Genomic DNA, 13,307 nt, shown 5'->3' with positions numbered 1-13,307 from the left:
CGTCTGTCAGAGCGTTCACACACGCATCGGTCACTGCCTTACACTGCCGCCATGAAAACCATTCCCCACCGGCAAATCGTCGAACCTGCGGTCACGTGCTCGACCTGCGCGGCCTGCTGCTGTCAGCTGGAAGTGATGCTGATCACCGACACTGGCGTGCCCGAGCGCTTTATTGATACCGATGACTGGGGCGGTGAAGTGATGCTGCGTCTGGACGACGGCTGGTGTGCAGCGCTGGATCGCAACACCATGATGTGCACGATCTATGAGAAGCGCCCGCTGATCTGTCGCGAGTTCGAAATGGGCGCGCCTGAATGCATCGAAGAGCGCAAAGGTATTGCCACGGTGTATCGCTAACGTCGAAACCATCCCAAAACAAATGTAGGAGTGAGTAGCGCAGTGTCAGTCAACATTGGTCTGACTGACACTGCGCTACTCACTCCTACAGGGATTAGATGTAGCCGTTACAGCGGCATCGTGTAATGCAGCGAGTAACTTTCTACCCCATCGTTGTCGCTGGAGAGGCCGGCGTTGGAATAGTGCGTTGCACGAATCCCGACTTCATGCCCGCCATTGAAACGCAGACCAACACCGAAACGGTCTTCGAACTGGAAAGAGCCGCCGATATTGTTGGATTCGTATTTAGTGTTGGAAAACGCCGCCACGCCAATACCCGCCTCGACATACGGTTTGACCGACTGGCCGGCAAACTCGTAAACGAACACCGGCGAGAACGACAGGCTGTTGTTGCTGGAGGTCTTGTCACCTTCCCAGTAGGTATAGGCGCCGCTCCAGTAACCGGTCAGGCGACCGACGTCGCTCTGCAGCCAGCTCTTGTCCCAGTCGAAATTCATCCCCAGGCGATAAGTCATGGTCGAATCGCTTGTTGCACCGACGGCGAACTCGACGCCAGCAGCCTGTGCGGTAATGCTTTGCCCCATCAGTGCGGCCGCAATCGCGGCCAAGCAGAATAGTCGCTTCACTTTGAAACTTCCTTTTCCGGAACGATCGTTTGGTTTTCTAGTTGCATCACCGCTATAGAAGCCAGGGCCTACGCAGAAGTTCAGCTGTTTTTTTAGTTATTTCACACTATTTTTACAAGCTGAAGTTTTGCACATCGCCGGCTGTTTGCCCCAACAGCGGCAAAATACTTTTGAAGTACTGCGGATCGGCACTGGTCCAGAATCTGACCGCCCGGTTCGGGCCCTCGGCAAGCAGATCGCGCTCGGCCAACAACCGCCGAAGTTGTCGCGCCACCGCCGCGCCGGTGTCGATCAGGCTGATGTCCGGCGGAATCATCGACTTGAGCATCGGCTTGAGAAAAGGATAGTGGGTGCAGCCGAGAATGATCGTGTCACAACCATTGGCCAGCAGCGGTTCGACGTAGCCTTGCAACATCTGCCGCAACTCGGCGCTGTGCAGGTCGCCGCTTTCGATCAGCTCGACCAGACCGGGGCATGGCTGGGTAATGACGCGTACATCCGTGGCGAAACGATCAAGCAAAGCGGCGAATTTTGCGCTCTGCAAAGTGCCGGTGGTGGCGAGTACGCCGACCACGCCGCTGCGGGTGGCCGCCGCTGCCGGCTTGACCGCAGGCTCCATGCCGACCATCGGCCAGTCGGGGAAGTCGCGGCGCAATTCGGCAACCGCCGCCACCGTGGCGGTGTTGCAGGCGATCACCAGGGCCTTGGCGCCCTGCTCACGGAAAAACCCGGCCATCACGCTGCAACGCTGGCGAATGAACTCCGGGGTTTTCTCGCCGTAGGGGATGTGTCCGCAATCGGCGAAGTACAACAGCGATTCATTGGGCAGCAAGTGCTGGATTTCCGCCAGCACCGACAGGCCGCCGACACCGGAGTCGAACACCGCGATCGGTGCGTCACGCATGAGCCGATCCACAGACACTGCATCCCGGATCGCGCTTGACCCGCAGTTCACGGAAACGCGAACCCAACGCATCGATCAACAACAGCCTGCCCACCAGCGGCTCACCGAAACCGACCAGTACCTTCAAGGCTTCCAGCGCTTGCAGGCTGCCGACCAGTCCCACGAGCGGCCCGACCACGCCGGCTTCGCTGCAGGTCAGTTCGGCTTCGCTGCCGTGCCCGTATAAACAGTGGTAGCAAGGGCTCTCGGGACGTCGCGGGTCGAACACCGACAACTGCCCCTCAAGACGAATCGCCGCGCCGCTGACCAGCGGTTTGCCCGCAGCCACACACGCAGCGTTGACCGCCTCGCGCGTCGAAAAATTATCGGAACAATCGAGCACCAGATCCACCGCCGCCACTGCCGCGGCGAGGGAGTCCTCGTCCAGCGCCTGACGATGGGCGATCAGCCGAATCTCGGGGTTGATCGCGCCCAGTCGCTTGAGCGCCGAGTCGACCTTGCTCATGCCGACACTGTCGGTGTCATGGATGATCTGGCGTTGCAGGTTGGTCAGGTCGACCGTGTCGAAGTCCGCGAGATGCAACTCACCGACCCCCGCCGCCGCCAGATACAACGCAACCGGTGCACCGAGCCCGCCGAGGCCGACGATCAACACGCGGCTGTCTTTGAGCTTCAGTTGGCCGTCGATGTCGATGTGTTGCAGGAGAATCTGCCGACTGTAACGCAGCAATTCCTGATCATTCAGCACGGCAGGCGCCCCAGGCTGATCCGTTGATGGCCGCCCAGATCGGTGCGGCTGTGGACTTCTTCGAAACCGCGGGTCAGCAGCAAATCGCGCACAGCTTCGGCTTGATCATAGCCGTGCTCGAGCATCAGCCAGCCACCCGCCTCCAGATGCTCCGGCGCCTGGGCGACGATCAGGCGCAGATCGTCGAGCCCGTCCACGCCGGCAACCAGAGCGCTGGCCGGCTCGAAGCGTACATCGCCCTCGACCAGGTGCGGGTCTGCCGCTGCAATATAGGGCGGGTTGCTGATGATCAATTGAAACCGCTGGCCTGCCAGTGCGCTGAACCAGTGACTGCTCAACACCGTGGCGTTGTCCAGGTGCAGACGCTGGCGATTGCGCTCGGCCAGGGCGACGGCTTCCAGCACCCGATCGACCGCCGTGACACGCCACGCCGGACGCTCACTGGCCAGCGCCAAAGCAATCGCGCCGCTGCCAGTGCCAAGGTCGAGGACTTTGGCCGGGGTCGCGGGGAGCAACTCCAGCGCGGCTTCCACCAGCAACTCAGTGTCCGGACGCGGGATCAGCGTGTGCGGCGCCACTTCCAGATCGAGTTTCCAGAAACCTTGCTGCCCCAGAATATAGGCCACCGGCTCGCCGCCACGACGCCGTTGCAGGTATTCGGCGAACGTCAGCGCGGCCTCTGTCGGCACGATGCGCTCGGGCCAGGTGTGCAGAAAGCTGCGCGACTTGCCCAGCGCAGCAGCGAGGAGCAGTTCGGCGTCGAGGCGCGCAGTCGGTGAGTCCGGCAATTCGGCGGCGCGCAACAGGCTGGCAATGATGGTCATTTATTCACCTATCGCTGCGAGTTGGTCAGCCTGATACTCGGCCAGCAAAGGCTCGATCACCGCTTCCACGCCACCGGCGAGAATTTCATCCAGGGAATACAGGGTCAGGTTGACGCGATGGTCGGTGACCCGGCCTTGGGCAAAGTTGTAGGTGCGGATGCGCTCCGAACGGTCGCCCGAGCCCACCAGCAATTTACGCTCGCTGGCGATCGCATTGGCCGCCGCAGCGGTTTGTTGATCGTTGAGCTTGGCCGACAACCACGCCATGGCGCGGGCACGGTTCTTGTGCTGGGAACGTTCTTCCTGACACTCAACGACGGTGCCGGTCGGTATGTGCGTGATGCGGATCGCCGAATCGGTCGTGTTGACGTGCTGCCCACCAGCCCCGGAGGAACGGTAAGTGTCGACGCGCAAGTCCGCCGGGTTGATCTCGATGGCTTCGCGCTCGTCCGGCTCGGGCAACACCGCCACGGTGCAGGCCGAGGTGTGGATACGGCCCTGGGATTCGGTGGCCGGCACACGCTGTACGCGGTGCGCGCCGGATTCGAATTTCAGCTTGCCGTAAACGTTGTCGCCTTCAATGCGGGCGATGACTTCTTTATAGCCACCGTGTTCGCCTTCGTTTTCCGAAAGGATCTCCACCCGCCAGCCACGACGTTCGGCGTAACGCGAGTACATGCGGAACAGGTCGCCGGAGAAAATCGCCGCCTCGTCGCCACCGGTGCCGGCGCGAATTTCGAGGAAGACGTTGCGACCGTCGTTGGGATCCTTGGGCAGCAACATTCGCTGCAGATCGGATTCCAGGGTGATCAGCAATTCTTTGGCTTCGCGGACTTCTTCCACGGCCATTTCACGCATGTCCGGGTCGCTATCCTTGAGCAGCGCCTGCGCGCCTTCAAGATCGCCCTGCACGCTGAGCAGCTTTTTATAGGCGTGTACGACCGGTTCGAGTTCGGCGTATTCCTTGGAGTAGGCGCGAAACCTGGCCTGATCGGCAATGACCTCGCCGTCGCCGAGCAGTGCGGTCAGTTCCTCGAAACGGTCCTGGAGGATGTCCAGCTTATTGAGCAGTGACGCTTTCATTGCGGTTTTTTATCCGAAAAGCTATCCGGTGAGCCCTCGAGGGCAAAGAGTTCCTGGGCCATGGCCAGCGCATCGAGGCGGCCTTCGGCAGAAAGCTTTTTCAGTTGCACGCTGGGCGCGTGCAACAATTTATTGGTCAGGCCACGGGCCAGTTGCCCCAGCACGTCTTCGGCGTTACCGCCGTTGGCCAACAGACGCAGGGCTTTTTGCAGCTCCTCGTCGCGCAGGCGTTCGCTCTGTTGACGATAGGCCTTGAGCACGTCGACCGCCGCCAATTCGCGCAGGCGCACCATGAAGTCGTCGGCGCCGACCGAGACCATTTCTTCGGCCGCCTGCGCTGCGCCCTGGCGACTCTTGAGGTTTTCGGCGACGACTTCGTGAAGATCGTCGACGCTATAGAGGTAAACGTCGTCGAGCTCGCCGACTTCCGGTTCGATATCCCGAGGCACGGCAATGTCGACCATGAAGATCGGCTTGTGCTTGCGCTGCTTCAGCGCGCTTTCGACGGCGCCCTTGCCGAGGATCGGCAACTGACTGGCGGTCGAACTGATGACGATGTCACTGCGCACCAGTTCCGCCGGGATGTCCGAGAGCAACACCGCATGCGCGCCGAACTGCTCGGCCAGCAGGCTCGCACGCTCCAGCGTACGGTTGGCGACGACGATGCGCTTGACCCCCAGCTCATGCAAGTGGCGGGCGACCAGGGTGATGGTCTCGCCGGCGCCGATCAGCAGCGCCTGGCTGCGTTGCAAGTCGCTGAAAATCTGTTTGGCCAGGCTGACCGCCGCAAACGCCACGGACACCGGGTTCTCGCCGATCGCCGTATCGGTACGCACTTGTTTGGCGGCGTTGAACGTCGCCTGGAACAGGCGCCCGAGCAACGGGCCGATGGTGCCGGCCTCTCGGGCCACGGCGTAGGCCGACTTCATCTGACCGAGAATCTGCGGTTCGCCCAACACCAGCGAATCGAGCCCGGAGGCGACGCGCATCATGTGACGAACTGCCGCATCATCTTCGTGCACATAAGCACTCGCGCGCAGCTCGTCGAGGCTCAAATGGTGATAATCGGCCAGCCAGCGCAGCACGATGTCAGCCGACAGCTGATCCTGTTCTATATAAAGCTCACTGCGATTGCAGGTGGAGAGGATCGCAGCTTCGCGGCTGTCGGTAAGTCGGCAGAGCTGCTGCAAGGCCTCAACCAGCTGCTCAGGCGTAAAGGCCACGCGCTCGCGGACGTCTACGGACGCAGTCTTGTGGTTAATACCGAGTGCAAGGAAGGCCATTCAAGGTCGCTGATGGTGACGTGAAGCCGGCAATTGTCCTACTTCGTCAGATTCAGAACAACTATTGGATATCTATCACCCTTATTGTATCCACCGCCTGCTGCGATCCATTCTCGTTTATGTACACACCGCCCCCGGCAGCGCTGCCGAAGCCTGCACCTACATAGAGATGCGCAGATGTCTTAATTGCCTCAGCGGTTATGTTTGGCCGAAAGCTTGTGTCATGATGATCCGACCGCAGGTTAGTCGTCCTCTTCCTATATGAATAGATCTTCCGCGTTGCTCCTCGCTTTTGTCTTCCTCAGCGGCTGCCAGGCCTTGGCCCCCGTTTCGCCGGACGGCACGCCGCCGGTCGAAGGCACCACACCCGCGCCTGAAAAGCCCAAGGTTTACAGCTCGTTCAGCGAGGAAACCGTTTTCAGCCTGTTGAGCGCCGAACTCGCCGGCCAGCGCAATCGTTTCGACATTGCCCTGGACAACTACGTGACCCAGGCGATCAATACCCAGGATCCGGGCGTTTCCGAGCGTGCTTTCCGCATTGCCGAATACCTCGGCGCTGATCAACCGGCGCTGGACACCGCACTCATTTGGGCAAAAAACGCCCCGGAAGACCTCGAAGCGCAACGCGCCGCGGCCGTGCAACTGGCACGCGCCGGGCGATATGACGACTCCATGGTCTATATGGAGAAAGTCCTGCAGGGCAAGGGCGACACCCATTTCGACTTCCTTGCACTGTCGGCCGCCGACACTGATCAGGAAACCCGCAACGGTCTGATGAAAAGTTTCGACCGTTTGTTGCAGCGTCACCCGAACAACAGTCAGCTGATTTTCGGCAAGGCCCTGCTCCTGCAGCAGGACGGCGACAACAAAGCGGCGCTGGCTCTGCTCGAAGACCACCCGCCGGAAGACGGCGAAATCGCGCCGATTCTGCTGCGCGCGCGCCTGCTTCAGCTGTTGAACCGTGGCGACGAAGCCCTGCCGCTGCTGCAAAAAAGCATCAAGAAATACCCGGACGACAAGCGCCTGCGCCTGACTTACGCGCGCATGCTGGTCGAACAGGATCGAATGGACGACGCCAAGGCCGAGTTCTCCAGCCTGGTTCAGCAATACCCGGAAGACGACGAACTGCGCTATTCGCTGGCACTGGTCTGCCTGGAAGCCAAGGCCTGGGAAGAAGCCAAGGGTTATCTGGAAGACCTGATCGCCCGTGAGAGCCACGTCGATTCGGCGCACCTGAACCTCGGCCGCATCGCCGAAGAACGCAACGACCCGCAAGGCGCGCTCATCGAGTACGCCCAGGTCGGCCCGGGCAACGATTACCTGCCAGCGCAGTTGCGTCAGGCCGACATCCTGATGAACAACGGCAAGACCGCTGAAGCCCAGAGCAAACTGGCCGCCGAACGCGATGCCCAGCCTGACTATGCGATTCAGTTGTACCTGATCGAATCGGAAACCCTGTCGGCCAACAAACAGGACGACAAGGCCTGGAAAGTCTTGCAGCAAGCCCTGCAGCAGTACCCGGACGATCTGAATCTGCTGTACACCCGGGCGATGCTCGCGGAAAAACGCAACGACCTGGCACAGATGGAAAAGGACTTGCGCCTGATCATCAAGCGCGATCCGGACAACGCCATGGCGCTGAACGCTTTGGGCTACACCCTGTCTGACCGTACGACCCGCTACGCCGAAGCCAAGGCGCTGATCGAGCAGGCGCACCAGATCAACCCGGAAGATCCGGCGGTACTCGACAGCCTCGGCTGGGTGAATTTCCGCCTGGGCAACCTGGACGACGCCGAGAAATATCTGCGTCAGGCGCTGGAGCGCTTCCCTGATCACGAAGTGGCCGCTCACCTGGGCGAAGTGCTGTGGATCAAGGGCAACCAACGGGAAGCCAAACAGATCTGGGGCAAGTTCCTCAAGGATCAGCCCGACAGCACCATTCTGCGCAGTACCATCAAGCGCCTGACCGGATCCGAGACTCTCTAACTCATGTTTTTGCGCCACGTTATTGTTTTCAGCTTCATCGCCCTGCTCGCCGGTTGCGCGGGTTTCGGTGCTCGCGAATCGGTCGAGGGCCACGGCAGCCCGGCTCAATGGGCCGCAAACAAACAACAGTTGGCTGGCCTCGACGGCTGGCAGATCGACGGCAAGATCGGCATTCGCGCCCCGAAAGACTCGGGCAGCGGCACGCTGTTCTGGCTGCAACGTCAGGACTACTACGACATTCGCCTGTCCGGCCCGCTGGGTCGTGGCGCGGCCCGCCTGACCGGGCGTCCGGGCAAGGTGTCGCTGGAAGTCGCCAATCAGGGTCGTTATGACTCCGAGTCGCCGGAAGCGCTGCTCGAAGAACAGCTGGGCTGGAAACTGCCGGTCTCGAATCTGGCCTGGTGGGTGCGCGGCCTGCCGGCGCCCAACAGCAAAAGCCGTCTCAATCTGGACGCTAACAGCCGCCTGGCCAATCTTGAACAGGATGGCTGGACAGTCGAATACACCGCCTACACCGAACAAAACGGTTACTGGTTGCCCGAGCGCATCAAACTGCACGGCACCGACCTGGACGTGACGCTGGTGATCAAGACCTGGCAGCCACGCAAGCTGGGGCAATAAGCATGACCGCAGCACGCCTGACCCTGCCGTCGCCGGCCAAGCTCAATCTGATGCTGCACATTCTTGGTCGTCGCGCAGATGGCTACCACGAATTGCAGACGCTGTTTCAATTTGTCGATTACGGCGATGAAATCACCTTCGCCGTGCGCGATGACGGTGTAATTCAGCTGCACACCGAATTCCCCGGCGTGCCCCACGACAGCAACCTGATCGTGCGCGCGGCAAAAATGTTGCAGCAGCAATCCGGCTGCACGCTGGGCATTGATATCTGGATCGACAAGGTTCTGCCCATGGGCGGCGGCATTGGTGGCGGCAGTTCAAATGCGGCGACCACTCTGCTGGGGCTCAACCATCTCTGGCAGTTGGGCTGGGATGAAGATCGCCTGGCCGCACTGGGCCTGTCGCTGGGTGCCGACGTGCCGGTTTTCGTCCGTGGCCATGCAGCGTTTGCCGAGGGTGTGGGCGAGAAACTGACCGCGGTCGATCCCGAAGAACCGTGGTATCTGGTGCTCGTGCCGCAAGTCTCTGTAAGTACGGCAGAAATTTTTTCCGATCCTTTGTTGACACGTAACACGCCGCCCATTAAAGTGCGCCCCGTTCCCGAGGGAAACAGTCGAAATGACTGCTTGCCGGTGGTTGCAAGGCGTTATCCAGAAGTGCGTAACGCGTTGGATTTGTTAGGTAAATTTACCGAAGCAAAGCTCACCGGAACTGGAAGTTGTGTGTTTGGGGGCTTCCCAAGCAAAGCTGAAGCTGATAAAGTCTCGGCCCTTCTGACAGAGACCCTTACAGGGTTTGTAGCAAAAGGCAGCAACATTTCAATGTTGCACCGCAAGCTGCAAAGTCTGCTCTAAAGGAACCAAGTGCTCGGCACTTGATGCAACAGATACAGGGGCGTCGCCAAGCGGTAAGGCAGCAGGTTTTGATCCTGCCATGCGTTGGTTCGAATCCAGCCGCCCCTGCCATTTTCTATACTCATCCAGGTTACCCTCAGCCTCTAGGTACTGCGCGTGTCCAAGATGATGGTCTTTACGGGGAATGCTAACCCCGATCTGGCTCGGCGTGTTGTACGTCAGCTGCATATCCCTCTCGGTGACATCTCTGTCGGTAAGTTTTCCGACGGCGAAATTACTGCCGAGATCAATGAAAACGTTCGCGGTAAAGACGTTTTCATTATTCAGCCGACTTGCGCCCCGACCAACGATAACCTGATGGAACTGGTAGTGATGGCTGATGCCTTCCGCCGCTCCTCAGCTACTCGTATCACTGCTGTTATTCCTTATTTTGGTTATGCCCGTCAGGATCGCCGTCCGCGTTCCGCACGTGTGGCTATCAGCGCGAAAGTCGTCGCTGACATGCTTACCGTAGTCGGCATCGACCGTGTTCTCACGGTTGATCTGCATGCTGACCAGATTCAGGGCTTCTTCGATATTCCGGTAGATAACATCTACGGCTCCCCGGTTCTGGTGGATGACATTGAAGATCAGCGCTTCGAAAACCTGATGATCGTGTCCCCGGACATTGGTGGCGTCGTGCGTGCACGTGCCGTTGCCAAATCCTTGGGCGTGGATCTCGGGATCATCGACAAACGCCGTGAGAAAGCCAATCACTCTGAAGTGATGCATATCATCGGTGATGTCGAAGGGCGTACCTGCATTCTGGTCGATGACATGGTCGATACCGCCGGCACCCTGTGCCACGCGGCCAAGGCCCTGAAAGAGCATGGCGCAGCCAAGGTCTTTGCCTACTGCACACACCCTGTGCTGTCGGGTCGGGCCATCGAGAATATCGAAAATTCCGTGCTGGACGAGCTGGTGGTGACTAACACCATCCCGCTGTCCGCTGCAGCACAAGCCTGTGCACGTATCCGTCAACTGGATATCGCACCGGTTGTTGCCGAAGCGGTTCGCCGCATCAGCAATGAAGAATCGATCAGCGCGATGTTCCGTTAAGGGCCCTGCCCTTCTCGAAATGTCTCGTTGACGAAAAGCGCCCCGCCCCGGCATTCCTGCCGGGGCGGGGCTTTTTTGCCCATACCGTGTTTGGCGCTGGTCGCAAACGCCACTCGGTCATGGCTATTTTGGAGATACAAAATGAACGAATTTACTCTGAATGCTGAAGTGCGTTCCGACCTGGGGAAAGGTGCGAGCCGCCGCCTGCGTCGTCTCGCCGCTCTGGTTCCAGCTGTTGTTTACGGTGGCGAAAAAGCCCCTGAATCCATCAGCATGCTGGCCAAAGAAGTTGCCAAACTGCTCGAAAACGAAGCGGCTTACAGCCACATCATCGAGCTGAACGTTGGTGGCACCAAGCAAAACGTAATCATCAAAGCTCTGCAGCGTCACCCGGCCAAAGGCCACGTGATGCACGCTGACTTCGTACGCGTTGTCGCTGACCAGAAACTGACCGCTATCGTTCCTGTGCACTTCATCAACGAAGCTGCTCCAGTGAAGAAAGGCGGCGAGATTTCGCACGTTGTTGCTGAAATCGAAGTGACCTGCCTGCCGAAAGATCTGCCTGAGTTCATCGAAGTCGACCTGGCTGACGCTGAAATCGGTTCGATCATTCACCTGTCGGACCTCAAAGCTCCTAAAGGCGTTGAGTTCGTTGCTCTGGCACACGGCGATGACAAGGCTGTTGCCAACGTCCACGCTCCACGTGTTGCTCCAGAAGCTACCGAAGAAGGCGCAGCAGAGTAATTCACTCTGTTACGCCGGAGTGAGCAAGTAACATCGCGGACTGGAACGTAGCGAGAAAGCGGGCGAGAACGCGGAGTTTACATTCATGGTAAATGAGCAATTTTCGTCCACTTTCGCCGCAGCCTCCGATTGCGGCGATGTTATCCACCACTCCAAGGAAGGGCCCCTATCGTGACTGCCATCAAACTGATCGTTGGCCTGGGAAATCCAGGCGCCGAATACGAACAGACCCGGCATAACGCAGGGGCCCTTTTTGTTGAGCGCATCGCTGCCGCGCAAGGTGTGAACCTTGTGGCCGATCGCAAGTATTTCGGCCTGACCGGGCGCTATTCGCATCAGGGTCAGGATGTTCGTCTGCTGATTCCCACCACCTACATGAACCGCAGCGGCCAGGCCGTGGCGGCACTCGCCGGTTTCTTCCGCATCAAGCCTGAAGAAATCCTGGTGGCGCATGACGAACTCGACTTGCCTCCGGGCGTCGCCAAGCTCAAACAGGGCGGCGGCCATGGCGGTCACAACGGGTTGCGCGACATCATCGCGCAACTGGGTAATCAGAATACGTTCTACCGCCTGCGGCTTGGCATTGGCCACCCGGGCGTTGCCAGTATGGTTTCAAATTTCGTCCTGGGTCGTGCGCCACGCGCCGAACAGGAAAAACTCGATGCCAGCATCGACTTTGCCCTCGGCGTGCTGCCGGATATCCTCGCCGGGGAATGGAACCGCGCGATGAAAAACCTGCACAGCCAGAAGGCCTGACTCTAATCCGAGGGGAAACACCATGGGATTCAATTGCGGCATCGTCGGCCTGCCTAACGTCGGCAAGTCCACCCTGTTCAACGCCCTGACCAAATCCGGTATCGCGGCCGAGAACTTCCCCTTCTGCACCATCGAGCCGAACAGCGGCATCGTGCCGATGCCCGATCCTCGTCTGGAAGCCTTGGCGGCCATCGTCAATCCGAAGCGCATCCTGCCGACCACCATGGAATTCGTCGACATCGCAGGCCTGGTGGCCGGCGCGTCGAAAGGTGAAGGCCTGGGCAACAAGTTCCTGGCCAACATCCGCGAAACCGACGCCATCGCTCACGTGGTGCGCTGCTTCGAAGATGACAACGTGATCCACGTGTCGAACAGCGTCGACCCGAAGCGCGACATCGAAATCATCGACCTGGAACTGATCTTCGCCGACCTCGACAGCTGCGAGAAGCAACTGCAGAAAGTTGCGCGCAACGCCAAGGGCGGTGACAAGGACGCCGTGGTTCAGAAGGCTCTGCTGGAGCAACTGATCGCACACTTCACCGAAGCCAAGCCGGCGCGCAGCCTGATGAAGAACATGAGCGCTGACGAAAAGGCCGTGATCAAGGGCTTCCACCTGCTGACCACCAAGCCGGTCATGTACATCGCCAACGTCGCTGAAGACGGTTTCGAGAACAACCCGCACCTGGACGTGGTCAAGGCCATTGCCGAGGAAGAAGGCGCGATGGTGGTTCCGGTCTGCAACAAGATCGAAGCGGAAATCGCCGAGCTCGACGACGGCGAAGAGAAGGACATGTTCCTCGAGGCCCTGGGCCTGGAAGAGCCTGGTCTGAACCGCGTGATCCGCGCCGGCTACGAAATGCTGCACCTGCAGACCTACTTCACCGCCGGTGTCGAAGAAGTCCGCGCCTGGACCGTCAAAGTCGGTGCCACCGCACCACAAGCGGCCGGCGTGATCCACACTGACTTCGAAAAAGGCTTCATCCGCGCCGAAGTGATCGCCTACAACGACTTCATCCAGTACAAGGGCGAAGCCGGTACCAAAGAAGCCGGTAAATGGCGTCTGGAAGGCAAGGATTACATCGTTAAAGACGGCGACGTGATGCACTTCCGCTTCAACGTGTAAGCGACACGCCCAAAAAAAAGCCGCGTTTGATACGCGGCTTTTTTGTGCCTGAAATATTCTCCGCCACACCACCTGACAATTTGTGGGAGCGAGCTTGCTCGCGAAAGCGGAGTGTCAGCAAAGCATTCGTCGACTGACACGACGCCTTCGCGAGCAAGCTCGCTCCCACAGGGGATGTTTGTGGGATCAGGCCTTTTTGGTGCGTGGCAGGAAAATCGCCAGTACGCCAAATAGTGGCAGGAACGAACACAGGAAATACACGTACTCAATCCCGTGCACATCCGCCAGATGCCCCAGCAA

At 59.4% G+C, this 13,307-nt stretch carries 14 protein-coding genes and 1 tRNA gene; 9 read left to right on the top strand and 6 right to left on the bottom strand.

Features of this window, described 5'->3' with window-relative positions; all coding sequences use genetic code 11:
• Nucleotides 1–51: 51 nt before the first annotated feature.
• Entirely contained in the window at nt 52–357 is a 306-nt protein-coding gene (locus PseuLF5_RS26155; protein WP_123463041.1) for a YkgJ family cysteine cluster protein, read from the top strand.
• 107 nt (nt 358–464) lie between these two features.
• On the opposite strand, the gene PseuLF5_RS26150 is transcribed toward PseuLF5_RS26155, so the two are convergent.
• The 6 genes from PseuLF5_RS26150 to hemA all read right to left on the bottom strand — a co-directional run bounded on the left by PseuLF5_RS26150 (nt 465) and on the right by hemA (nt 5,825).
• Entirely contained in the window at nt 465–983 is a 519-nt protein-coding gene (locus tag PseuLF5_RS26150; protein ID WP_340134996.1) for an acyloxyacyl hydrolase, read from the bottom strand.
• Between the two features lie 112 nt (nt 984–1,095).
• Nucleotides 1,096–1,887 (bottom strand): glutamate racemase, encoded by a 792-nt coding sequence (murI, locus tag PseuLF5_RS26145; RefSeq protein WP_123463037.1) that lies wholly within the window; start codon nt 1,885–1,887, stop codon nt 1,096–1,098.
• Nucleotides 1,880–2,635 carry a molybdopterin-synthase adenylyltransferase MoeB gene (locus PseuLF5_RS26140; protein WP_123463035.1) on the bottom strand — a complete coding sequence of 252 codons (756 nt, stop codon included), beginning with the start codon at nt 2,633–2,635 and terminating at the stop codon, nt 1,880–1,882. Before PseuLF5_RS26140 ends, murI begins: the two co-directional genes overlap by 8 nt.
• Nucleotides 2,629–3,459, bottom strand: a complete 831-nt coding sequence (gene prmC, locus PseuLF5_RS26135) for a peptide chain release factor N(5)-glutamine methyltransferase (protein ID WP_186748001.1) — start codon at nt 3,457–3,459, stop codon at nt 2,629–2,631. Before prmC ends, PseuLF5_RS26140 begins: the two co-directional genes overlap by 7 nt.
• Complete coding sequence (prfA, locus tag PseuLF5_RS26130; protein ID WP_123463031.1) at nt 3,460–4,542, bottom strand: peptide chain release factor 1; 1,083 nt, start codon at nt 4,540–4,542, stop codon at nt 3,460–3,462.
• On the bottom strand, nt 4,539–5,825 hold the full coding sequence (hemA, locus tag PseuLF5_RS26125) for a glutamyl-tRNA reductase (protein WP_102356846.1): 1,287 nt from the start codon (nt 5,823–5,825) through the stop codon (nt 4,539–4,541). The genes prfA and hemA overlap by 4 nt, the downstream gene beginning before the upstream one ends.
• A gap of 261 nt (nt 5,826–6,086) precedes the next feature.
• Between hemA and PseuLF5_RS26120 the strand changes: the two genes are divergently transcribed.
• From PseuLF5_RS26120 to ychF, 8 genes are all read left to right on the top strand, one after another.
• Nucleotides 6,087–7,811, top strand: a complete 1,725-nt coding sequence (locus PseuLF5_RS26120; protein WP_222834305.1) for a tetratricopeptide repeat protein — start codon at nt 6,087–6,089, stop codon at nt 7,809–7,811.
• Nucleotides 7,812–7,814: 3 nt separating this feature from the next.
• Complete coding sequence (lolB, locus tag PseuLF5_RS26115) at nt 7,815–8,432, top strand: lipoprotein insertase outer membrane protein LolB (protein ID WP_123463027.1); 618 nt, start codon at nt 7,815–7,817, stop codon at nt 8,430–8,432.
• A 2-nt stretch (nt 8,433–8,434) separates the two neighbouring features.
• Nucleotides 8,435–9,286 (top strand): 4-(cytidine 5'-diphospho)-2-C-methyl-D-erythritol kinase, encoded by an 852-nt coding sequence (gene ispE, locus PseuLF5_RS26110; protein WP_340134994.1) that lies wholly within the window; start codon nt 8,435–8,437, stop codon nt 9,284–9,286.
• A 36-nt stretch (nt 9,287–9,322) separates the two neighbouring features.
• Nucleotides 9,323–9,397 (top strand) — tRNA-Gln (locus PseuLF5_RS26105).
• A gap of 45 nt (nt 9,398–9,442) precedes the next feature.
• The gene (locus PseuLF5_RS26100; RefSeq protein WP_003171603.1) at nt 9,443–10,384 is read left to right on the top strand and encodes a ribose-phosphate pyrophosphokinase; all 942 of its coding nucleotides are present in this window, start codon (nt 9,443–9,445) and stop codon (nt 10,382–10,384) included.
• Nucleotides 10,385–10,525: 141 nt separating this feature from the next.
• A complete protein-coding gene (locus PseuLF5_RS26095; protein WP_340134993.1) occupies nt 10,526–11,128 on the top strand; it encodes a 50S ribosomal protein L25/general stress protein Ctc in 603 nt (200 codons plus the stop codon).
• 171 nt (nt 11,129–11,299) lie between these two features.
• Nucleotides 11,300–11,884 (top strand): aminoacyl-tRNA hydrolase, encoded by a 585-nt coding sequence (pth, locus tag PseuLF5_RS26090; RefSeq protein ID WP_003228164.1) that lies wholly within the window; start codon nt 11,300–11,302, stop codon nt 11,882–11,884.
• A 22-nt stretch (nt 11,885–11,906) separates the two neighbouring features.
• A complete protein-coding gene (gene ychF, locus PseuLF5_RS26085) occupies nt 11,907–13,007 on the top strand; it encodes a redox-regulated ATPase YchF (RefSeq protein ID WP_103306068.1) in 1,101 nt (366 codons plus the stop codon).
• Nucleotides 13,008–13,307 lie beyond the last annotated feature (300 nt).

The sequence above is a fragment of the Pseudomonas sp. LF-5 genome, assembly GCF_037626295.1.
Lineage (GTDB): Bacteria > Pseudomonadota > Gammaproteobacteria > Pseudomonadales > Pseudomonadaceae > Aquipseudomonas > Aquipseudomonas monsensis.
This window is presented reverse-complemented; position numbering and strand designations above follow the sequence as displayed.

What these genes read in the sequence shown, in the direction of transcription:
- PseuLF5_RS26155 (WP_123463041.1), top strand. Translation starts at nt 52, where the DNA reads ATGAAAACCATTCCCCACCGGCAAATCGTCGAACCTGCGGTCACGTGC.
- murI (WP_123463037.1), bottom strand. Translation starts at nt 1,887, where the DNA reads ATGCGTGACGCACCGATCGCGGTGTTCGACTCCGGTGTCGGCGGCCTG.
- prmC (WP_186748001.1), bottom strand. Translation starts at nt 3,459, where the DNA reads ATGACCATCATTGCCAGCCTGTTGCGCGCCGCCGAATTGCCGGACTCA.
- prfA (WP_123463031.1), bottom strand. Translation starts at nt 4,542, where the DNA reads ATGAAAGCGTCACTGCTCAATAAGCTGGACATCCTCCAGGACCGTTTC.
- hemA (WP_102356846.1), bottom strand. Translation starts at nt 5,825, where the DNA reads ATGGCCTTCCTTGCACTCGGTATTAACCACAAGACTGCGTCCGTAGAC.
- PseuLF5_RS26120 (WP_222834305.1), top strand. Translation starts at nt 6,087, where the DNA reads ATGAATAGATCTTCCGCGTTGCTCCTCGCTTTTGTCTTCCTCAGCGGC.
- lolB (WP_123463027.1), top strand. Translation starts at nt 7,815, where the DNA reads ATGTTTTTGCGCCACGTTATTGTTTTCAGCTTCATCGCCCTGCTCGCC.
- ispE (WP_340134994.1), top strand. Translation starts at nt 8,435, where the DNA reads ATGACCGCAGCACGCCTGACCCTGCCGTCGCCGGCCAAGCTCAATCTG.
- PseuLF5_RS26095 (WP_340134993.1), top strand. Translation starts at nt 10,526, where the DNA reads ATGAACGAATTTACTCTGAATGCTGAAGTGCGTTCCGACCTGGGGAAA.
- ychF (WP_103306068.1), top strand. Translation starts at nt 11,907, where the DNA reads ATGGGATTCAATTGCGGCATCGTCGGCCTGCCTAACGTCGGCAAGTCC.